At 61.0% G+C, this 20059-nt stretch carries 22 protein-coding genes; 6 read left to right on the top strand and 16 right to left on the bottom strand.

The window, feature by feature from the left end; translation table 11 throughout:
- Positions 1-80 precede the first annotated feature (80 nt).
- Genes glgB through glgX form a run of 5 tightly spaced genes read left to right on the top strand, consistent with a single transcriptional unit; the run spans position 81 to position 8703 of the window.
- Complete coding sequence (gene glgB / locus GGR20_RS06455; RefSeq protein ID WP_183310414.1) at positions 81-2282, top strand: 1,4-alpha-glucan branching protein GlgB; 2202 nt, start codon at positions 81-83, stop codon at positions 2280-2282.
- A gap of 57 nt (positions 2283-2339) precedes the next feature.
- Complete coding sequence (gene glgC / locus GGR20_RS06450; RefSeq protein WP_183310413.1) at positions 2340-3611, top strand: glucose-1-phosphate adenylyltransferase; 1272 nt, start codon at positions 2340-2342, stop codon at positions 3609-3611.
- On the top strand, positions 3611-5071 hold the full coding sequence (gene glgA / locus GGR20_RS06445; RefSeq protein WP_183310484.1) for a glycogen synthase GlgA: 1461 nt from the start codon (positions 3611-3613) through the stop codon (positions 5069-5071). Before glgC ends, glgA begins: the two co-directional genes overlap by 1 nt.
- A complete protein-coding gene (locus GGR20_RS06440; protein WP_183310412.1) occupies positions 5052-6686 on the top strand; it encodes an alpha-D-glucose phosphate-specific phosphoglucomutase in 1635 nt (544 codons plus the stop codon). Before glgA ends, GGR20_RS06440 begins: the two co-directional genes overlap by 20 nt.
- Positions 6687-6699: 13 nt before the next feature.
- A complete protein-coding gene (glgX, locus tag GGR20_RS06435; RefSeq protein WP_183310411.1) occupies positions 6700-8703 on the top strand; it encodes a glycogen debranching protein GlgX in 2004 nt (667 codons plus the stop codon).
- A gap of 13 nt (positions 8704-8716) precedes the next feature.
- Here the strand turns inward: glgX and ureG are convergent, their stop codons facing one another.
- The 13 genes from ureG to GGR20_RS06370 all read right to left on the bottom strand — a co-directional run bounded on the left by ureG (position 8717) and on the right by GGR20_RS06370 (position 16891).
- Positions 8717-9349, bottom strand: coding sequence for an urease accessory protein UreG (gene ureG, locus GGR20_RS06430; protein ID WP_183310410.1), 633 nt, complete (start codon positions 9347-9349; stop codon positions 8717-8719).
- Between the two features lie 20 nt (positions 9350-9369).
- The gene (locus GGR20_RS06425) at positions 9370-9801 is read right to left on the bottom strand and encodes a DUF3995 domain-containing protein (RefSeq protein ID WP_183310409.1); all 432 of its coding nucleotides are present in this window, start codon (positions 9799-9801) and stop codon (positions 9370-9372) included.
- Positions 9798-10454 carry an urease accessory UreF family protein gene (locus GGR20_RS06420; RefSeq protein ID WP_253560119.1) on the bottom strand — a complete coding sequence of 219 codons (657 nt, stop codon included), beginning with the start codon at positions 10452-10454 and terminating at the stop codon, positions 9798-9800. Before GGR20_RS06420 ends, GGR20_RS06425 begins: the two co-directional genes overlap by 4 nt.
- Complete coding sequence (locus GGR20_RS06415) at positions 10451-10924, bottom strand: urease accessory protein UreE (RefSeq protein ID WP_183310408.1); 474 nt, start codon at positions 10922-10924, stop codon at positions 10451-10453. Before GGR20_RS06415 ends, GGR20_RS06420 begins: the two co-directional genes overlap by 4 nt.
- A gap of 7 nt (positions 10925-10931) precedes the next feature.
- A complete protein-coding gene (locus GGR20_RS06410) occupies positions 10932-11519 on the bottom strand; it encodes a hypothetical protein (protein WP_253560117.1) in 588 nt (195 codons plus the stop codon).
- Positions 11520-11527: 8 nt separating this feature from the next.
- Entirely contained in the window at positions 11528-11950 is a 423-nt protein-coding gene (locus GGR20_RS06405) for an MliC family protein (RefSeq protein WP_183310407.1), read from the bottom strand.
- Positions 11951-12041: 91 nt separating this feature from the next.
- The gene (locus GGR20_RS06400; protein ID WP_183310406.1) at positions 12042-12323 is read right to left on the bottom strand and encodes a YrhK family protein; all 282 of its coding nucleotides are present in this window, start codon (positions 12321-12323) and stop codon (positions 12042-12044) included.
- A 184-nt stretch (positions 12324-12507) separates the two neighbouring features.
- A complete protein-coding gene (ureC, locus tag GGR20_RS06395) occupies positions 12508-14217 on the bottom strand; it encodes an urease subunit alpha (protein WP_183310405.1) in 1710 nt (569 codons plus the stop codon).
- A 118-nt stretch (positions 14218-14335) separates the two neighbouring features.
- Positions 14336-14737, bottom strand: coding sequence for a hypothetical protein (locus tag GGR20_RS06390; RefSeq protein WP_183310404.1), 402 nt, complete (start codon positions 14735-14737; stop codon positions 14336-14338).
- Between the two features lie 93 nt (positions 14738-14830).
- The gene (locus tag GGR20_RS06385) at positions 14831-15136 is read right to left on the bottom strand and encodes an urease subunit beta (RefSeq protein ID WP_183310403.1); all 306 of its coding nucleotides are present in this window, start codon (positions 15134-15136) and stop codon (positions 14831-14833) included.
- A 10-nt stretch (positions 15137-15146) separates the two neighbouring features.
- Complete coding sequence (locus GGR20_RS06380; protein WP_183310402.1) at positions 15147-15725, bottom strand: HupE/UreJ family protein; 579 nt, start codon at positions 15723-15725, stop codon at positions 15147-15149.
- Between the two features lie 11 nt (positions 15726-15736).
- Positions 15737-16039, bottom strand: coding sequence for an urease subunit gamma (locus GGR20_RS06375; RefSeq protein ID WP_183310401.1), 303 nt, complete (start codon positions 16037-16039; stop codon positions 15737-15739).
- A gap of 9 nt (positions 16040-16048) precedes the next feature.
- The gene (locus GGR20_RS06370) at positions 16049-16891 is read right to left on the bottom strand and encodes an urease accessory protein UreD (protein WP_183310400.1); all 843 of its coding nucleotides are present in this window, start codon (positions 16889-16891) and stop codon (positions 16049-16051) included.
- 78 nt (positions 16892-16969) lie between these two features.
- On the opposite strand from GGR20_RS06370, the gene GGR20_RS06365 reads away from it, so the two are divergent.
- Complete coding sequence (locus GGR20_RS06365) at positions 16970-17305, top strand: hypothetical protein (RefSeq protein WP_183310399.1); 336 nt, start codon at positions 16970-16972, stop codon at positions 17303-17305.
- Positions 17306-17361: 56 nt separating this feature from the next.
- Here GGR20_RS06365 and urtE read toward each other — a convergent pair whose 3' ends face one another.
- The 3 genes from urtE to urtC are packed head-to-tail and all read right to left on the bottom strand — an operon-like array spanning position 17362 to position 20035.
- A complete protein-coding gene (urtE, locus tag GGR20_RS06360) occupies positions 17362-18066 on the bottom strand; it encodes an urea ABC transporter ATP-binding subunit UrtE (protein WP_183310398.1) in 705 nt (234 codons plus the stop codon).
- A 2-nt stretch (positions 18067-18068) separates the two neighbouring features.
- Complete coding sequence (gene urtD, locus GGR20_RS06355; protein WP_183310397.1) at positions 18069-18818, bottom strand: urea ABC transporter ATP-binding protein UrtD; 750 nt, start codon at positions 18816-18818, stop codon at positions 18069-18071.
- Between the two features lie 5 nt (positions 18819-18823).
- Positions 18824-20035, bottom strand: a complete 1212-nt coding sequence (urtC, locus tag GGR20_RS06350; protein ID WP_183310396.1) for an urea ABC transporter permease subunit UrtC — start codon at positions 20033-20035, stop codon at positions 18824-18826.
- Positions 20036-20059 lie beyond the last annotated feature (24 nt).

Raw genomic sequence — 20059 nt, 5'->3', positions numbered from 1 at the left:
GTCATACCTGACGCAAGATCAGGATTGGGCGCAGAGTTTTGTTGGGCCGGCCAGGATGATTGGCAGGCCATTGGGGGAGCGTGAGAGTGAGTGTGAGCAAGGAAAGTTGGCAGGCCGATGAGCGGGAAATCGAAGCCATCGTGGCGGGCCGCCACAGCAATGCCTTTGCCTTTCTGGGCTTGCATGAAGTGGCGGGACACTGGGTTCTGCGGGCCTTCGTTCCCCATGCTGATACGCTGAACGCTTTCACACTCGGGGGCACGCCACTTGGTCACATGATCCCGCGCCACAAGGCGGGCTTCTTTGAAGCCAAGGTGGATATTACCGAGCGGCAACCGATCCGCTACGAGGCCAAAAATGCCGGCGGTAGCTGGACGGTTTATGACCCCTATTCCTTCGGGCCGGTGTTGGGGCCGATGGACGACTATTACATCGGTGAAGGCAGCCATCTGCGGCTGTTCGACAAGATGGGCGCCCACGAAATGGAATTCGAGGGCATTCACGGCACCCACTTCGCGGTCTGGGCGCCCAATGCGCAGCGGGTGTCCGTAGTGGGGCCATGGAATGAATGGGATGGCCGGCGCAACCCGATGCGCAATCGGCAAGGCATTTGGGAAGTGTTCATCCCGGTGCTGGGGACTGGTACGATCTATAAATACGAGATCGTTGGGCCGAACGGGCAGGTTCTGCCTTTGAAAGCTGACCCCTATGCCCGGCAGGCGGAAATGCGTCCCCGCACGGCTTCGGTGGTGCCCGATCCGACCCCGTTCACCTGGACCGACCAGAAATATATGGAAGAACGTGCCACGCGCGACTGGCGCCGCACGCCTATGTCCATTTACGAGGTGCATCTGGGGTCCTGGCGGCGGCGGCCCGATGGCAGCTTCATGTCCTATGACCAGCTTGCCGAGCAGCTCGTGCCCTATGCAGCCGATATGGGCTATACCCATCTCGAATTCATGCCCATTTCAGAGCATCCATTCGACCCGAGTTGGGGTTATCAGCCAACCGGGCTTTATGCCCCGACGGCGCGATTTGGCGATCCTGCCGGGTTCGCGCGGCTGGTCAACGCCGCGCATGAGGCCGGGCTCGGGGTCATCCTGGACTGGGTGCCGGCACATTTCCCGACCGATGAGCATGGCCTTGCGCATTTCGACGGCACCGCGCTCTACGAGCATGAAGACCCGCGTCAGGGCTTTCATCCCGATTGGAACACCGCGATCTTCAATTTCGGGCGCAAGGAGGTTTCGGCTTTCCTGACGAACAATGCGCTGTTCTGGTTTGAACAGTTTCACATCGACGGGCTGCGCGTCGATGCGGTCGCCTCGATGCTGTACCTCGACTATTCGCGGCAGCCCGGCGAATGGGTGCCCAATCAGCATGGTGGCAACCAGAACCTGGAAGCGGTCGCCTTTTTGCAGCGGGTCAATGCCGAGGTGTATCGGCAATTTCCCGGCGCCTTCATGATCGCCGAGGAATCAACGTCGTGGCCGGGCGTCAGCGCACCGACCTATGCCGGCGGCCTTGGTTTCGGGTTCAAGTGGAACATGGGGTTCATGAACGACACGCTGCGCTTCATGAGCCGGGAGACCATCCATCGTCGGTTCCACCACAACGATATGACTTTCGGGCTGGTGTATGCGTTCAGCGAAAATTTTGTCCTGCCGCTGAGCCATGACGAGGTGGTGCACGGCAAGGGCGCATTGCTCTCGAAAATGCCCGGAGACGACTGGCAGCAATTTGCAAATCTGCGCGCGTATCTGGCCTTCATGTGGGGACATCCGGGAAAGAAATTGTTGTTCATGGGTCAGGAATTCGCGCAGCGCGAAGAGTGGTCCGAAAGCCGGGCGCTCGACTGGTATCTGCTCGATGCACCGAGCCATGAAGGCATGCGGCGCCTGGTGGCCGACCTCAACGCGGCCTATCGCAGCCTGCCGGCGCTTTATGACCGCGATTGCGAGCCCGAGGGCTTCGAATGGGTAATCGGCAATGACCAGGCCAATTCCGTGCTGGCCTGGCTGCGCAAGGCGCCCGATGCCGATCCGGTGCTGGTGATCTCCAATTTCACGCCAGTGCCACGTAGTCATTACAAGGTGCCACTGCCCAAGGCCGGGCGCTGGGTAGAGAGGATAAATACCGATGCCGGTTGGTACTCTGGTGGGAACACAGGCAATCAGGGCGCCGTTATCGCCAAGGCCGTCGAGGGACAGCACTGGCCGGCAGAGGCCGAAGTCTACCTGCCGCCATTGGCGACACTGTTTCTGAAATATGAGCCAGCTTGACGCGGCTCGGGTGAGATAAGACCCGGCAGAAGCCGGGCTCAAGCGGAGGGAAATAACATGGCTGATTATCGAGTACCGTCGCCCCTGGCGCGTGAGGCAATGGCCTATGTGCTGGCGGGAGGGCGCGGCACGCGCCTGATGGAGCTGACCGACCGGCGTGCCAAGCCGGCGGTGTATTTTGGCGGCAAGTCGCGCATCATCGACTTTGCGCTGTCCAATGCCATCAATTCGGGCATTCGCCGCATTTCAGTGGCGACGCAATATCAGGCGCATTCCCTGATCCGCCATTTGTCGCGCGGGTGGAACTTCCTGCGTCCCGAGCGCAATGAGAGCTTTGATGTGCTGCCCGCCAGCCAGCGGGTGCGCGAGGACATGTGGTATGCCGGCACCGCCGATGCGGTGTACCAGAACATGGACATTATCGAGGACTCAGGGGCTCGTTATATCGTCATCCTGGCGGGCGACCACATCTACAAGATGGACTACGAGATCATGCTCCGCCAGCATGTGGATACAGGCGCGGACGTGACCATCGGGTGTCTCGAAGTGCCGCGCATGGAAGCCGTCGGGTTCGGCGTGATGCATGTCGATGGCCGTGATCGTGTGGTCGATTTCGTTGAAAAGCCCAAGGACCCTCCGGGCATTCCCGACAAGCCGGACATGGCGCTGGCATCGATGGGCATCTATGTGTTCGAGACGCGCTTTTTGATGGAGCAACTAAAGCGCGACGCGGCGACCGAAGGGTCCAATCGCGACTTCGGCAAGGATATCATCCCCTATATCGTCAAGAACGGCACCGCCTGGGCGCATCGTTTCCCACGCTCCTGCGTGCGCTCGAGTAATGAAGAGGTCAGTTACTGGCGCGATGTGGGCACGATCGACGCCTATTGGAAAGCGTCTATCGACCTCACCGATATCAAGCCACAGCTTGATCTTTACGATCGCGACTGGCCGATCTGGACCTATGCCGAGATTACGCCGCCAGCCAAGTTCGTGCACGATTTCGACGGGCGCCGCGGCTCGGCTGTCAATTCTCTGGTATCGGGCGATTGCATCATCTCGGGAGGGCATCTGCAGCGCACACTGCTTTCAACTGGCAGCCGGGTACATTCCTATTCCATGCTCGAGGAGGCGGTGGTGCTGCCTTATTGCGATGTCGGTCGCAATGCTCGGCTGAAAAAGGTTGTTATCGATCGCGGCGTTAACATCCCCGAAGGCCTGGTGGTGGGTGAAGATCCGGAATTCGATGCGACGTGGTTCCGCCGGTCCGACGAGGGCGTGACGCTGATAACCCAGGCCATGATCAACAAATATCTGGCGGATCGATGATCGAAGTTCTCTCGGTCGCTTCCGAAATCTATCCGCTGATCAAGACTGGCGGCCTGGCCGACGTGGCCGGTGCCCTGCCTGGTGCCCTGAGTGAATCCGGGGTGACCATGCGCACCTTGGTGCCCGGTTATCCGGCGGTCATCGGCAAGATGTCCGGTGGACGGGAGGTGGCGCGGTTCGATGATCTGTTCGGCGTGTCAGCGCGGTTGATTGCGGGGCGGGTCGAAGGTCTCGATCTGATTGTGCTCGACGCCCCCTCGCTCTATGAGCGGCCGGGTAACCCCTATATGGGCCCGGAAGGCTGGGACTGGCCGGACAATTGGAAGCGCTACGCGGCGTTGAGTTGGGTGGCGTCCGAATTGGGCCTGGGGCTGGTGGACGGCTATCGGCCGCAAATCATCCACGCCCATGACTGGCAGGCCGGACTGGCGCCCGCCTATGTCAAATTCGGTCCGTCCTCCAATATCAAGACGGTGATGACCGTTCACAACATGGCGTTTCAGGGCACGTTCGGAGCCGAGATTTTTGCGCAGCTCAAACTGCCGGCGCATGCCTTCTCCATGGAAGGGGTCGAGTATTATGGCGGTGTGGGGTATCTCAAGGCCGGTGTGGAATGCGCCGATGTGGTGACCACGGTGTCGCCCACCTATGCCGCTGAAATCCGCACGCCGGAATTTGGCATGGGGCTCGACGGTCTGCTCAATAATCGTTCGAGCACGGTGCATGGGGTGCTCAACGGCATCGACATGAATGCCTGGAACCCGGCTACCGATCCGGCGCTGGCGCAGACCTACACGGCCGGCACCATGCAGGGGCGTCTGGTCAACAAGCGCGCCGTGCAGGAGGCGTTCGGGCTCGAAGCTCTGGACGGCCCACTCTTTGCGGTGGTCAGTCGACTGACCTGGCAGAAAGGTATCGACCTGCTCGCCGCCAATATCGAACTCATAGTGGACTCGGGGGCCCAATTGGCGGTTCTCGGTTCTGGCGATGCGGAGCTTGAAAACGCCGTTCGAAGTGCCGCGAAGGATCATCCGGGCAAGGTGGGCCTGGTCACCGGCTACAACGAAAAACTCAGCCATCTGGTGCAGGGTGGGGCCGATGTGATGATGGTGCCCTCCCGGTTCGAACCGTGCGGGCTGACCCAACTTTATGCGCTGCGCTATGGCTGCGTGCCGCTGGTCAGCCGGGTCGGCGGGCTCAACGACACGATCATCGACGCCAATGTAGTGGCGATCCAGGCGGAGGTGGCGACTGGCGTGCAGTTCGCGCCGCCCAGCCAGTCGGCACTGGCCGATGCGATCCGGCGCATGCTGGTGCTCTATGCCGATGAAAAATCATGGAAAAAAATGCAGAGGCGAGGGATGAAGTCGGATGTGAGCTGGGAAACCAGCGCCAACCGCTATGCCCAGCTCTATGCCTCATTGATCGGATATTCGACAGATGACAGCCAAGACGATTGAGACCACCCCCTATTCGGACCAGAAGCCGGGCACCTCTGGCCTGAGGAAACGGGTGCCGGTCTTTAGCCAGCCCAATTATGTCGAGAATTTCATCCAGTCGATCTTTGACAGCCTGGAGGGTTTTGGCGGTCAGACGCTTGTCATCGGCGGGGATGGCCGGTTTTATAATGATGTTGCCATCCAGAAGGCCATACGCATCGCGGCGGCAAATGGCTTTGGCAAGGTGCTGGTGGGGCAGGGTGGTATTCTCTCCACCCCGGCGGCCAGCAATATCATCCGCCACTATAAGGCCTTTGGTGGTCTGGTGCTGTCGGCCAGCCACAATCCGGGCGGGCCGGATGGCGATTTCGGCATCAAATACAATGTGAGCAATGGTGGGCCTGCGCCCGAGCGGATCACCGATGCTGTCTATGCGCGCACCCAGGTAATTGACAGCTACAAGACGCTCGACACGCCCGACATCGACCTCAATCTTATTGGGACGCAGCAGGTCGGCGGCATGGTGGTCGAGGTAATCGATCCAGTGGCCGACTATGCGGCGCTGATGCAGAGCCTGTTCGACTTCGACGCCATCCGCGCGCTGTTCGTCAGCGGCTTCCGCATGACGTTCGACGCCATGCATGCCGTGACTGGTCCCTACGCTCACGCAATCCTTGAAGGCATGCTCGGCGCACCCAAGGGCACAGTCATCAACGGCACCCCGTCGCCCACCTTCAACAATGGGCACCCGGACCCCAATCTGGTCTACTGCAAGGAAATGCACGACCTGCTGATGACCCCGGATGGTCCCGATTTCGGTGCGGCTTCTGACGGCGACGGCGACCGCAACCTGATCATCGGCAAGAACCGGTTTGTGACACCTTCGGATTCGCTGGCGCTGCTGGCGGCCAATGTGCATCTGGCGCCGGGCTACAAGGATGGGATCGCCGGCATTGCCCGCTCCATGCCAACCAGCGCGGCGGCGGATCGGGTGGCTGAAAAGCTCGGCATCGAGATGCACGAAACGCCGACCGGTTGGAAGTTCTTCGGCAATTTGCTCGATGCCGGCCGCGTCACCATTTGCGGCGAAGAAAGCGCGGGCACCGGCTCAAGCCATGTGCGCGAGAAGGACGGCCTGTGGGCGGTGCTGCTGTGGCTCAACATCCTGGCGGTTCGCAAGCAGGGCGTCGATGAGATTGTGCGCGAGCATTGGAAGATCTATGGCCGCAACTACTATACGCGGCACGACTATGAAGAAGTCGACGCTGCCATAGCCGGCCAGCTGGTCGACGATCTGCGGGCACAATTGCCTGGCCTGCCAGGGAAAACATTCGAGGATGATCTGCAGGTCGCCTTCGCGGACGACTTCACCTATCACGACCCGATCGATGGCTCGACCAGCGCCAAGCAGGGTATTCGCATCGGCTTCACCGATGGCTCGCGAATAGTGCTCAGGCTCTCGGGCACCGGCACAGTGGGCGCCACGTTGCGGCTCTACCTTGAAAGATATGAGGCTGCCGATGGACGCCATGATCTCGATACCCAGCTTGCCCTTGAGCCGCTTATCGGGATCGCCGAGGCCCTTGCCGGGGTCAAATCCAGGACCGGGCGGGATGCGCCCAGCGTTATCACCTAGACAGGCTCTGTCGATGAAACCGGAACTGGTGCCCCATCGCGGGCGCGCGGATCAGCTTGGCGCCGTCGCGACTGCGGAGGGTGTCAATTTTGCCGTCTACTCAGAGGGCGCCAGCGCAATTTGGGTGTGCCTGTTCGACGAGCAGGACAAGGAGATTGAGCGCTTCGAACTCGACGTACATGAAGACAATGTGCATGCGGGGCTGATTGCCAATGTCAGGCCCGGCGCGCGTTATGGGCTGCGGGCCGATGGCCCCTATGATCCCGATCAGGGGCTCTTTTTCGATCCCAACAAGCTCTTGGTTGATCCTTATGCGCGCCATCTCGACCGGGTGTTCGTGCGTTCGCCGCGCCTGCGGCTGGCGCGCGAGGATGCGGTGGATACCGCCGAGCTGGTGCCCAAGGCCATTGTGCCGGGCGGCGGCAATGACCCGGCGCTGCCGCGCAAGAAGTCGCCAAGCCTCTACTACGAACTCAATGTGCGTGGTTTTACCATGCGCCATCCGAGCGTGCAGGGGCCGCTGCGCGGCACAATGGCTGGGTTAACGACACGGCGGGTGATTGATCATTTCAAGCATCTGGGCGTCGACACCATCCAACTCATGCCGACGGCGGCCTGGATCGATGAGGGGCATCTGCCCCAGCTCGGGCTCACCAATGCGTGGGGTTACAACCCGGTGGCGTATTTCGCGGTGGACCCGCGCCTGGCGCCGCGCGGACCGCAGGAGATGCGGGTGATGACGGACGTCTATCGCAAGGCCGGCATCTCGGTGATCCTGGACGTCGTCTATAACCACACCGGCGAGGGCGACAGCGAGGGCCCGATCCTCTCCATGATGGGGCTCGACCCGCAGACCTATTATCGCTGGGTCGAGGTGGATGGCAAAAAGCAGTTGGTGAACGATACCGGCACCGGCAACACGCTGCGCTGCGATCATCCTGCCGTGCAACGGCTGGTGATCGAAAGTCTGCGCTATTATGTCGAAGAGCTGGGGGTTTCCGGATTCCGCTTTGACCTGGCAACCATTCTGGGCCGCGATCCGGGGTTCAACCCGGAAGCCGAGATGCTGAAGAAGATCAAGGCCGATCCGGTGCTGAAAAAGGCGATCCTGGTGGCTGAGCCGTGGGATCCGGGTCCAGGCGGCTACGGCCTGGGCAAGTTCGGCAAGGAATTTGCGGAGCACAACGACACTTATCGCGACGAGGTTCGCGCCTTTTGGAGGGGCGAAAACGGCAAGATCGGGGCGCTGGCCAGCAAGGTTGCCGGATCGGCGGAGATCTTCGATGTGGAGGGGCGCAAGCCCAGTGCCGGCGTCAACATGCTGGCAGTGCATGACGGCTTCACCCTGCGCGATCTGGTCAGCTATCACGACAAGCACAATGAGGCGAATGGCGAGAACAATCGCGACGGACACAACCACAATTCCTCATGGAATTGCGGGGTTGAGGGCGAAACGGACGACGAAGCGATCAATCATGCCCGCAGGCGCGACGTGCGGGCATTGCTGGCGACCTTGTTCTTCTCCCGCGGCACGCCCCTGATTCAGCAGGGTGACGAGATGTATCGAACCCAGTTGGGCAATAACAATGCCTATGCCCAGGACAACGAGATCACTTGGGTCGATTGGGAAAGTGGAGACGGGGCGCTGGTGGATTTCGTCAGAGCGCTGAAGAGTTTCCGCAAGACGCATCCAGCAGTGAGTCATGATCACTGGCTAACCGGTCAGGAACGCAACGGCGTTCGCGACGTGGTGTGGTTGCATCCCGACGGGCGCGAAATGACTGAGGCCGACTGGAACGAAGGCGGCGCCTCGGTGCTGGGCATGCATTTGCGCCACAAGGACGATGACGTGCTGGTCTGGTTCAACCGCCGCGTCGAGCCGGTGGTGGCGCGCCTGCCGGAAGGAGACTGGGCCGTCGGCATCCAGTCTGACCAGTCGTTCGAAGTGGCCTTCACTGAAGGCACGGCAACACTGCCGCCGAGGTCTGTCGTGGCGCTGACGCGGCCGGAGAGTTAGGGCTAATTCGACCCTATTCCGCCGCCTCGGCAACGAAACCGCCGTGCTTTTCGATAAAACCGATGATCTGGTCGAGGCTTTCGCGGCGCAACAAGTCGGTGAACACGTAGGGCCGGCCGTCGCGCACCTTCTGGGTATCGCTTTCCATCACTTCGAGGCTGGCGCCGACATAGGGCGCCAGGTCCGTGTGGGTGACGACCAGCAGGTCCGAGCGGGAAATCGCCGGGCCGCCCTTGCGCGGGATCTTTTCGCCCTGGGCGACTGAAATCACATAAATGGTCAGGTCGGCCAGATCGGGCGAGAAGGTGGCCGCCAGATTGTCGCCGCCACTCTCGATCAGGATAATGTCGAGATCGGGAAATTTGCGGTTGAGATCGTCAATCGCGGCCAGGTTCAGCGAGGCGTCCTCGCGGATTGCCGTATGCGGGCAGCCGCCAGTTTCCACGCCGACAATGCGATCCTCGGAAATCGCCTGAACGCGCGAGAGGATCAGCGCGTCTTCCTGGGTGTAGATGTCGTTGGTGACCACGGCCATGGAATAGCGTTCGCGCATGGCCTTGAGCAGCATTTCACACAGGGTGGTCTTGCCCGAGCCGACAGGCCCGCCAATGCCGATACGCAGGGGTCCGTTGAGGCTCTTGGACATGACTTGCTCCGTGTGTGTGGTCAGGTGAGACGCAGATAGATGAGTACCAGAAAGCCGAGCCCCAGGAACAGGCAGAGCGGGGAATAGACCCGGCGGTCATTGACGCGGAAATTGGGTTCGGGCGTCAGTCCGGCCCACCACGACGTATAGCCGATGATGCCGCGGGCGAGAAACACGGCGGCGAAGCCAAGCCCGGCCAGATTGAGTGGCCAGCCGCCGCTGTCCTGATCCGCCAAGGCCAGGGCAAAACAACCGGCGGTGAAAGTGGCCGCGGCGACGGCCAGCGAGGCCAGTCTTGGCGGCATACGTTCGATATTCTTGAAGCCCACGACGGTCTGAGCCAGCAGTTTCTCGTCGCGGATGGGCCAGGTTCGTCCGAAGGCCCACATCAGATGGGCTATCGAGACAGCGAACAGGCCGATGAACATGAGGGAGGCGAAAAGCATGTTCATGACCGGAAAATCCTCGTTGTCAGGGTCTCGTGCTGCATCTGGGCAATATCTGCGCCATAGGCCACGCTGCCAATATCATCCAGTGCGGCATGAAGGCACAGATCGGCTGCTTGCGCGATGGCCGGCTCCAGCGCGGCCATGGTCGCCAGACCGTCATTCTGCCCAATGGGAACGAGGCGCACGGCGACGGACACCTGGCTATGGATTGAGGTGGTGAGGAAGGCGATCAGCGTGTCGCGGCGGTCGATGCCATGCGCGCCGGCCAATGCGCCGACAGTGATGGGGTAGGGGCTGGGCTCGGGCAGGGGCACCGGCGCAGCGGTCGGCCAGGCGGCGCTGGCCAGCGCGAAAGCCTTGCCGGTGATGGTGGTTTCGGCGTGCCGCTCCTGGGCGGCGGTCAGGGCCAGGCAGAGATCGGCCAGTTCGGCCAGCTTTGCTTTGTCTGCATGGGCTTTATGGGCATGGGCGAGCAAGATCGCATCTGTCTTGAGACTGCCGTGATGCAAGACGCCGGAAATCCAGTCCTGCGTGGTCACGCGGTCGGACACGGCACCCTGCGCTATGGCAGTCTCGAGGCCAGCAGACCAGGCAAAGGCCCCCACGGGAAACGCTGGCGACATCCAAGTCAGCAGTTTTTGCAGATCGGCGCTCACTTGCGGTTCAACAGCGCGTGGCCGCCATCGCCGTGGGCATGGCTGTGATAGGCGCCATGTTCGGCGAAGAAGGGTTCGGTGATATTGGTCACGCTGGCGCCCAGGCCTTCCAGCATGGTCTTGAGCACATGATCGCGCTTGATCAGGATGCGGTCGGGCTCCAGTTGCGCCGGAGTGTGGCGATTACCGATATGCCAGGCGAGGCGCAGCAAATGGCCGGCATCCCGGGCGCGAATTTCATAAAGAGGCTCTTGGGCCGCCAGCACGCAGACCAGTTCGCCGCTCTCCAGTTCCAGCGCCCCGTTATGATCCAGCGTCACCGTGCTGGGGAAATCCACCATGACTTCAGTGCCTTTGGCGCCGGTCAGCAATTTGCGTCGCAGCCGCCGCTCGTCATGAGCCAACGTGATGGTGTCGATGATTGGGGACTTGCCGTGATCGGCGGGCAAATGGGCAGTGGCACGGAGCATGGGGGAACTAACTGATCGTGGTAAAGAAACGGAAGATGAGGAAGAGCTGATAGGTGATGTGCACTGCGACGATGCCCAGGTGCAAGCGTCGGTCTGCATGGCGCCAGGCGAAGATACACAGCGCCAGTCCTACCGGGACCTGGCCAAAATAGCTCCAATCGAACCGGCTCCAATGGGCCTGTCCCTTGATCAGGGTGTCGATGGTGTCGAGGACAAAGGTTGCGCCCAGGAGGCCAAAGAACCAATGGCGACGCTTAAGGAAGAAGTCCTCATAGCCTTTGTACTCGGAGACGCTATCGGGGGAGAGCAGGGCCGCGATCAGGAAGAGGGTAATGGCATAGGTCAGGATGAACAGGACAATGCCGAAATTCCAGATCTGCATCCTATGCAGTGCAAATTCCCACCACCAAAACAGCACCAGCTCAAGCAGCAAGGAGCCGATCCAAAGCATATGCAGGGCCGAGACTTTGCCACGATGCGGATGCTGGATGATGCCAGCTATTGTCATCAGCAGCCGGGTAATGGCCAGGCCGATAACCGTGCCCATGACGATGCGCACATGCGGAAACAGTTCAGCCGAAACGTCGGGGTCCACAGCAACACTCAGGGCGTGTTGCTGGCTTCTGTGCAGGTCGCCAGCGGTGCGGCATCCTCGTCCTGCATGAGATCGCGCAAGGTGGCTTCGTCTTGATGGCTCCACCATTCATAGGGCCCGGAGACATAGCGCGCACCCGATGCTGAAAGCGTCGTGGCGAAGACCAGACTCTGGCCGTCAACCGGTACGATGGCCAGGAAATTGGGGGCAGCGTTGATGTATTGCACGCTCAACGCAGAATCGTCGTCGCAGAGATAGCTGATTGTGCGGCGCTCGATATTGCTGACGCTTTCCAGTGTCAGGGTCAGCGCAGCGGAAGCTGCAGGCGTCGTCGGCACTGTGGCGAGTGTGGTGACATCGCCTTGGGCGACGGCCGCCAAAGGGGCGAGGAAAGAAAATCCGGCGGCAAGCAGGGCTTTTGGCGAGAGCATGGACGTGTCCTTTGGCGGCAGGGGACGCAGGGCAATCATTGCACCCCCATAATCATGGCGTTTGCGGGGAGAGACAATCTCTGCTGACCAATCATCCATTGAACCGCTGTGCCAGACCTTCGAAGTCTCCTCGCGAGGCAAGGTGAATTTCCCGGATAATCCGCAGAATTGGCTTGAAGGCGAATAAGGCCGATCCAATTACAAAACACCAGATCGCGGGGATTTCGAGCGAATCGTAGAAGAACATGATCGACCCTACCAGGAAGAGCAGAGCGGCCGACACATCGATCAGCGTGTAGGTCAGTTCGTAAAGCGCATAGAGCTTGCGCTGCGAGGGGGGCCGGGTCCCGAGATCACGCTGGAAATAGGGCATGTTCTGGCTCCTTGGTCCTTGCATGGTTTATCTTGTCGGAGGGGGAACGACAGAGTGAAATTCTCACGAGAAGACAGGGTTCCACCATTTTGTCTCAACCCCAGGCGGTACAACGATCAGCCTGCCTTAGGCGCGGGGCGTGCGGATGGCTTTCCGCTCGGCTCCGCACCGGATGCCATTCCCATCAGAACAGGAAATAGCGCTGCGCCATGGGCAGTACCGTTGCGGGCTCGCAGGTGAGCAGTTCGCCGTCGGCGCGGACCTCGTAGGTTTCGGGGTGCACGTCGATTTTCGGGGTCGCTGTATTGAGCTTCATGGCCGCCTTGCCAATGCCGCCACGGGTGTTGGATACGGGCAGCAATTGCTTATCGACGCCAAGGCGATTGCGCAGGCCTGCATCATGCGCGGCCTGGGAAATGAACACGACAGAGGAGCGGCTTACGAGCTTGCCATAGGCACCGAACATGGGGCGGTAGTGCATGGGCTGGGGCGTCGGGATCGAGGCATTGGGGTCGCCCATCGGGGCGGCCGCAATGGAGCCGCCGAGCAACACCACTTCCGGCTTTACGCCAAAGAAGGCGGGGTTCCAGAGCACAAGGTCCGCCCGCTTGCCCACTTCGATCGAGCCGATGTGCTGGCTCATGCCATGGGCGATGGCCGGGTTGATGGTGTATTTGGCTACATAGCGCCTGACGCGGAGATTATCGTTGTCGCCGGCTTCCTGCGGCAGGCGGCCGCGCTGGCGTTTCATCTTGTCGGCCGTCTGCCAGGTGCGGATCAGCACTTCGCCGACGCGGCCCATGGCCTGGCTGTCCGAAGCAATGATCGAAAGCGCGCCCATATCGTGCAGGATGTCCTCGGCGGCGATGGTTTCCTTGCGGATGCGCGATTCAGCGAAGGCCACGTCCTCGGGGATCGACTGATCGAGGTGGTGGCACACCATGAGCATGTCGAGATGCTCGGCAATGGTGTTGACCGTGTAGGGCCGCGTCGGATTGGTCGAAGAGGGGATGACATTGGGCAGGCCCGCAACCTTGAGAATGTCCGGCGCATGCCCGCCCCCTGCGCCTTCGGTGTGGAAGGCATGGATGGTGCGGTTCTTGAAGGCGCCGACAGTGTCTTCGACGAAGCCGCTTTCATTGAGCGTATCGGTGTGGATCATCACCTGCACATCGTAGTCGTCCGCGACCGAGAGGCAGTTGTCGATGGCCGCCGGGGTGGTGCCCCAGTCTTCATGCAGTTTGAGGCATGAGGCGCCGGAAAGGATCATTTCTTCGAGCGGCGCAGCGACTGCGGCATTGCCCTTGCCGGCGAGCGCCAGGTTCATCGGGAAAGCGTCGAAGCTTTCGATCATGCGCTCGATATGCCAGGCGCCGGTGCAGGTGGTGGCCAGGGTCCCCTGGGCGGGACCGGAACCGCCGCCGAGCATGGTGGTCACCCCGCTCATCAGCGCTTCCTCGATCTGCTGGGGGCAGATGAAGTGGATGTGAGCGTCCATGCCGCCGGCTGTAACTATCTTGCCTTCGGCGGCAATGGCCTCGGTCGAGGGCCCGATGATGATGTCGATATTGGGCTGGGTATCGGGATTGCCGGCCTTGCCGATGCCGGCGATCAGCCCATTCTTGAGACCGATATCAGCCTTGTAGATTCCGGTATGATCGACGATCAGCGCGTTGGTGATAACCGTGTCGACGGCGCCCTCTGTGCGGGTGCGTTGAGACTGGCCCATGCCGTCGCGAATGACCTTGCCGCCACCAAATTTGACCTCTTCGCCATAGGTGGTGAAGTCCTTCTCCACCTCGATGAAGAGTTCGGTATCGGCGAGGCGGACGCGGTCACCCGTAGTGGGGCCGTACATATCGGCGTAAGTGGCGCGAGAAATCCGTGCTGGCATGTCGTGTCCCGTTCGAATGGCCCGGAACAAAGGCTTCCCGGGCGTGACTTTGGCCTATGGTGTCCGGACTGGCAAGGGCCCGGAACACGTCGTTCAAGCCAGTCTCGCCCCAGCCCAATCAGTGTTTGGGACGGACTTGGCGGTATCGCGTGGCGGCCTGGTCGATCAACTGGTCCACCAGGTTTTCACCGGCCGCGATGTCGGCATCGCTGCGCTGGGTAAAGGCGACCAGCGAAACGCTTAGTAGCTGGATGGCGTAGGCCAGTTTGGTGCGGCCATCCTTGTGGTACTCGGTGCCGCGCTTCTGGAAAGTCGCGAGCAACTCGTCATAGGTCGCAGGGGTCATGCTCTGCTTGACCGCGACCCAGCTCTTCTGGTTCAGCGCATCGGACAATTCGACTGCCAGACCACCGATATGCGCCATGGCCTCCGGGTCATTGAGGCCGTTCTGCCGCAGATCCGCCACGACGGAAATGAAGCGTTGCTTGAACTGGGCTTCCTTGCTGGGTTCGATGGTCATGGCACGATCCTCTTTTTCGAGACGTGCCCTTTAACCAGCTTTCACCCGGCGATGCCATGGCCCGCCGGGACAATATCGCGCCGCCCACAGGGTTCAGAGATCTCCCATGATCTGTTGCCGGAATCCGAAAATGCGGCGGTCGCCCGAGATCGGCACCAGCCGAACTTCGCGTGATTGCCCCGGCTCAAATCGCACCGCCGTGCCCGCTGCGATATCAAGACGCATGCCGCGCGCCCGGCCGCGATCAAAGCGCAGACCGGCATTGGCTTCGAAGAAATGATAGTGCGAACCGACCTGGATCGGGCGGTCGCCGGCATTGGCGACTTCCAGCACGATCTGTTCAGCTCCGGCATTGAGCTCGATGTCGCCGTGGACGGGGATGATTTCTCCGGGGATCATGGCCATATCCTCAACCGCCGATTGTCAGGTAGAGGCCGCCCAACGATGTTGCCGCGCCTGCGAGGCGGGTCAGCACCTTGCCGCTGAACCGCGCCAGTGCTAGGCCGGCGCCAATGCTCGCTGCATGCAGGCCGGCCGTGGCCATGACGAAGCCAATGGCGAATTCCCAGGCAGCTGCCCCGCCCAGTTCACCGCCATGGGCATGGCCGTGGAAGAAAGCAAAGAACCCGACCATGGCGGCAACTGTCGAGGCAGGGACAGGCAGGGCCAGTGCGACGGCAATGCCGATGAAAATCACCGAGGCCAGGATCACTGGCTCGACAAAGGGCAAGGGAATGCCGGCAATGGCAGCGATAAATCCCAGCGCCATGGTGCCGACAAAGGCGGCCGGTACCAACCAAAGCGCGCGCCCGCCCTGCATGGCTGCCCAGAGGCCGACAGCGACCATGGCCAGAGCATGGTCCAGGCCGAACAGGGGGTGGCTGAGGCCGGCGGCAATCGAACCATGTTCTGTTGGGTCAAGATGGGCAAAGGCCGGCAAGGTTGCGGTGATGGAGATTGCCAGGGTCAACAGGCTGCGCTTGAGCATTTGAGGCCTCGTTATCGGATCGGCTGATGGACGGTGACGAGCTTAGTGCCGTCGGGGAAAGTGGCTTCGACCTGAACGTCGTGGATCATTTCGGCAACGCCCTCCATGACTTGATCGCGGCTGATAACATGGGCGCCGGCCTCCATGAGTTCGGAGACGGCGCGGCCGTCCCGCGCCCCTTCCACTACGAAGTCGGTGATCAGCGCGATAGCTTCGGGGTGGTTGAGCTTGACGCCACGCTCAAGGCGCCGACGCGCGACCATGGCGGCCATCGAGATGAGCAGTTTGTCTTTTTCGCGAGGCGTGAGATTCATCTTCCGGTCCTAGAGATGCCAGAGGCGGGGCAGGCTGCCCGCGGCGGTGAGTTCGAGCAAGACTGGTACGATCATTCGGCGCAGGGCAAGCCCGGTTTGGGCCATGGCGCGTATGACCAGGCGTGATTGATTGACGCTGAGGCCGATTGTCTGGTCCGCCGGCAGCAGGGCGCGGATCTGTTTGCCGATGCTGCTGGCGCGGTCCGGCGTTGCGGCAACGTGCAGTACGCTGGCAAAGGCCCGGTTTCCATTCAGCAGCGAAAGGCTCTGCCGCTCCTCAGCGGATGCGTGCAACCGGGTGGCTTCAGCATGGATGAGTTGACCATTGCGACGGATACGCCAATTGTCACGCAGCAGGGCGTCGGCGGCATCCTCGCCCATGGCGTCCCGGCCCAGCAGCACCGCCTCGATTGCGGTCAGAGTGGCGCCTTCTTCCAGGTCGACTTCCAACCGGCGGTCGAGCTTGCTGGCAGCAAAGAGAATGGTTTCCTGGGGTAGCCAGTCGAGATGGCCGCCAGCGCCTACTTTCAAGCTGGTCTCGACGCGCCCGAAACCGCCGGTGGAGCGATAGCTTCGCTCGCAGGCCTGGGTGGTCAGGACCATGTGACCGCCCGCCCCCAGGTCGGCACCCCATTGCAGATAGTCGCCACCCGTTATGCCGCCCGCCGTGTTAATCAGCACGGCCTCTAAACTGCTAGAATGGGTGTTGGGCAGGCGGATCTTGCCACACCCCTCCTGGAACAAAGTGGCAAGGCGCGTGCGGTCGCCGACCTGCTTGGCCGCGACGCGGCCGATGCCGCGGGCGCGCTGCAGTATGGCGCCGTTCACAATTTCTGCCTCGGCAAACTTCATTGCAACGATCCGCTGGCCTTGTCGTTGAGGGGGTGAGCAAACGCTCTTTCAGAGATAATTTTCAAAAGGTTGTACCAAATGACCATTAAATCTGCACTTTCCGCTATCGCTCTTTCCGCTGGCCTGATGGCTGCCCCGGCTTTCGCCCAGACCATGATGATCGGTACCCAGACCGTAGCCGAAACCGATGTCGGTGCCGTCAAGGCTCGCTGCGAACGTCTGAAACTGGCCGATGAAAGCCAGTCGCTCTCAAGCACCGAGGACGCCGAAAACGAGAACGAAGCTTCGGTCGTGGGCGATGCTGACATTGTCGATGTCCCCGATGCACAGGCTGAAACCGCTGTTTCTGTTGATCTCGATCTGATCACGCTGGAACAGTGCATGGAAGGCGACTGGCTTGAAGACCACATGTAATCGGGTTCATCCGGCTTCCAAAAGGCGTTCGACTTCGGTCGGGCGCCTGTTTTTGTTCATACCATCAGATGTTTGCGCACGTCGGGCAGGTCGAGATCGCTCGCCGGTCCGGTATGCATGATCTCGCCGCGGTCCATCACATAGATGTCGTCGGCAATCTCCCGGCAGAAATCGAGAAACTGTTCCACCAACAGGATGGTCATGCCCTTTTCGTCGCGTAGAAATTGCAGGGCGCGACCGATATCCTTGATGATCGAAGGCTGGATGCCCTCGGTGGGCTCGTCCAGCACCAGAACCTTGGGCCGGGTAACCAGCGCACGGCCGATGGCCAATTGCTGCTGCTGACCGCCCGAAAGATCGCCGCCCCTGCGGCCAAGCATGGATTTGAGCACCGGGAACAGCTCGAAAATGTATTCGGGCACGTTACGCTCGGACCGGGCCAGGCCGGCATAGCCGGTCTCAAGATTTTCTTTGACGGTGAGCAGGGGGAAGATTTCGCGGCCCTGCGGCACATAGCCGATGCCCATGCGGGCGCGCTTATAGGGCGGGGTTCTTTTGAGCACTTCCTCGCCGAAGGTGATGTCACCAGCAGATAGGTGATTGATACCGGTGATGGCCCGCAAGGTGGACGACTTGCCCACGCCATTGCGCCCCAGCACGGCCGTGATCTTTCCCGGCTGGCAGGTGAGGGAGATGCCCTTGAGCGCCTGTGCGGCACCGTAGTGCAGGTCGATGGAATTGATTGAGAGTGCAGCTGCCATTCTCACCTCCCCAGATAGCGTTCAATTACGACAGGGTTGGCGCTGACCTGGTCGAGCGAGCCTTCGGCGAGCACCGATCCCTCCGCAAGGCAGACGACGCGCGAACCCAGTTCACGGACAAAGCTCATGTCATGCTCAACCACCACCACCGAGCGGGTCTGTGAAATCTTGCGCAGCAGCTTGGCGGTTTCTTCGGTTTCGCTGTCGGTCATCCCGGCCACCGGCTCGTCGACCAACAGAAGTTTGGGGTCCTGAGCTAACAGCATGCCGATTTCGAGCCACTGTTTTTGTCCATGGCTGAGATTGGCTGCGAGTTCGTCCTTCCGGCTGATAAGCCTGACTGTCTCGAGAATTTCGGTGATCCGCGCCACATCGTTGTCACTGGCGGCGTAGAACAGCGTCGAAAAGATGCCGCGCGGCTTTTTCAGCGCCATCTCCAGATTGTCCCAGACGGTGTGACTCTCGAATACGGTCGGCTTCTGGAATTTTCGGCCAATGCCCAGATTGGCGATGGCGGCCTCGTCCAACCTGGTCAGGTCGGTCCGACCGTCGAACAGCACCTGGCCAGTGTCGGGCCGGGTCTTGCCCGTGATAATGTCCATCATGGTGGTCTTGCCGGCACCGTTGGGCCCGATGATCGCCAGCATCTCGGCTGGCTGAACAATGATGGCAAGGTTGTTGATCGCCTTGAAGCCGTCAAAGGCAACCGAGACGCCGTCAAGATAGAGCATGGTATCGGTGTGCGCGCTCATGGCCTTTACTCCGCCGGTTTGGGTTGGGGGCCGTGGCCGAAGCTGGCGGGGTCTTCACCGCGCTCGATATCTGTAGACTGAGCTGGCGTGGGGGGCTCGGGCCGCGCTACGGGCTCGGTTCTGCGGCGCATTCTGCCCTGCGCCTGGTTCCACAGGCCCACAATGCCCTTGGGCAGGAATAGCGTGGTGAAGACGAACAGCGCGCCCAAGGCAAACAGCCAAAGCTCGGGCAGGGTGGTGGTGAACCAGGACTTGCCCAGATTGACCACGATGGCGCCGATGATCGGGCCGATCAACGTGCCGCGCCCGCCCACGGCCGTCCAGATCACCACCTCGATGGAATTGGCCGGGTCAAACTCGGATGGATTGATAATCCCCACCTGCGGGACGTAAAGCGCCCCGGCGATGCCGGCCATGATGGCCGAGACGGTGAAGGCGAAGAGCTTCACATATTCCACTCGATAACCGAGGAAGCGGGTGCGGCTTTCTGCGTCGCGCACCGCGATCATCACCTTGCCCAGCTTGGAATTGACGATCATCGAGCAGACCAGCACCGAGAGCGCCAAGGTAATTGCGGTTGCTGCGAAAAGCGTGGCGCGTGTGCTTTGCGCCTGCACCGAAACACCCAGAATATCCTTGAAGTCAGTCAGCCCGTTATTGCCGCCAAAGCCCATATCGTTGCGGAAAAAGGCCAGCAGAAGGGCAAAAGTCACCGCCTGCGTAATGATGGAGAGATAGACGCCGGTGACGCGGCTGCGGAAGGCGAAAAAGCCAAATACGAAAGCCAGCAGCCCCGGCACGAGGACCACCATGAGCATGGCGAACCAGAAATTGTCCATGCCCTGCCAGAACCATGGCAGTTCGGAATAGTTCAGGAACACCATGAAGTCGGGCAGAATCGGATTGCCATAGACGCCCCGGCTGCCGATCTGGCGCATGAGGTACATGCCCATGGCGTAGCCGCCCAGGGCGAAGAAGGCGCCGTGGCCAAGCGAGAGAATGCCGCAATAACCCCAGACAAGGTCGAGGGCGAGGGCGAGAATGGCATAGGCGAGATATTTGCCCATGAGCGAGACAAGGTAGGTCGGAACATGGCCGAACTGACCCGGCGGGATCAGAAGGTTGGCCATGGGCACGAGCACCGCGACGGCCATGAAGATGGCGATGACCCAGATGGCCTTCTTGTCGAGCGCACGGAACAGGGCTTGGGTCAGCATGCAAGGTCTCCGGAGGTCGGGAGG

It is taken from the genome of Devosia subaequoris, from assembly GCF_014197055.1.
Taxonomy (GTDB): domain Bacteria; phylum Pseudomonadota; class Alphaproteobacteria; order Rhizobiales; family Devosiaceae; genus Devosia; species Devosia subaequoris.
Note: the sequence above shows the minus strand (reverse complement) of the source record. Positions and strands in the feature narration are given on the sequence as shown.

What these genes read in the sequence shown, in the direction of transcription:
- glgC (WP_183310413.1), top strand. Translation starts at nt 2,340, where the DNA reads ATGGCTGATTATCGAGTACCGTCGCCCCTGGCGCGTGAGGCAATGGCC.
- GGR20_RS06440 (WP_183310412.1), top strand. Translation starts at nt 5,052, where the DNA reads ATGACAGCCAAGACGATTGAGACCACCCCCTATTCGGACCAGAAGCCG.
- glgX (WP_183310411.1), top strand. Translation starts at nt 6,700, where the DNA reads ATGAAACCGGAACTGGTGCCCCATCGCGGGCGCGCGGATCAGCTTGGC.
- ureG (WP_183310410.1), bottom strand. Translation starts at nt 9,349, where the DNA reads ATGTCCAAGAGCCTCAACGGACCCCTGCGTATCGGCATTGGCGGGCCT.
- GGR20_RS06425 (WP_183310409.1), bottom strand. Translation starts at nt 9,801, where the DNA reads ATGAACATGCTTTTCGCCTCCCTCATGTTCATCGGCCTGTTCGCTGTC.
- GGR20_RS06415 (WP_183310408.1), bottom strand. Translation starts at nt 10,924, where the DNA reads ATGCTCCGTGCCACTGCCCATTTGCCCGCCGATCACGGCAAGTCCCCA.
- GGR20_RS06405 (WP_183310407.1), bottom strand. Translation starts at nt 11,950, where the DNA reads ATGCTCTCGCCAAAAGCCCTGCTTGCCGCCGGATTTTCTTTCCTCGCC.
- GGR20_RS06400 (WP_183310406.1), bottom strand. Translation starts at nt 12,323, where the DNA reads ATGCCCTATTTCCAGCGTGATCTCGGGACCCGGCCCCCCTCGCAGCGC.
- ureC (WP_183310405.1), bottom strand. Translation starts at nt 14,217, where the DNA reads ATGCCAGCACGGATTTCTCGCGCCACTTACGCCGATATGTACGGCCCC.
- GGR20_RS06390 (WP_183310404.1), bottom strand. Translation starts at nt 14,737, where the DNA reads ATGACCATCGAACCCAGCAAGGAAGCCCAGTTCAAGCAACGCTTCATT.
- GGR20_RS06385 (WP_183310403.1), bottom strand. Translation starts at nt 15,136, where the DNA reads ATGATCCCCGGAGAAATCATCCCCGTCCACGGCGACATCGAGCTCAAT.
- GGR20_RS06380 (WP_183310402.1), bottom strand. Translation starts at nt 15,725, where the DNA reads ATGCTCAAGCGCAGCCTGTTGACCCTGGCAATCTCCATCACCGCAACC.
- GGR20_RS06375 (WP_183310401.1), bottom strand. Translation starts at nt 16,039, where the DNA reads ATGAATCTCACGCCTCGCGAAAAAGACAAACTGCTCATCTCGATGGCC.
- GGR20_RS06370 (WP_183310400.1), bottom strand. Translation starts at nt 16,891, where the DNA reads ATGAAGTTTGCCGAGGCAGAAATTGTGAACGGCGCCATACTGCAGCGC.
- GGR20_RS06365 (WP_183310399.1), top strand. Translation starts at nt 16,970, where the DNA reads ATGACCATTAAATCTGCACTTTCCGCTATCGCTCTTTCCGCTGGCCTG.
- urtE (WP_183310398.1), bottom strand. Translation starts at nt 18,066, where the DNA reads ATGGCAGCTGCACTCTCAATCAATTCCATCGACCTGCACTACGGTGCC.
- urtD (WP_183310397.1), bottom strand. Translation starts at nt 18,818, where the DNA reads ATGAGCGCGCACACCGATACCATGCTCTATCTTGACGGCGTCTCGGTT.
- urtC (WP_183310396.1), bottom strand. Translation starts at nt 20,035, where the DNA reads ATGCTGACCCAAGCCCTGTTCCGTGCGCTCGACAAGAAGGCCATCTGG.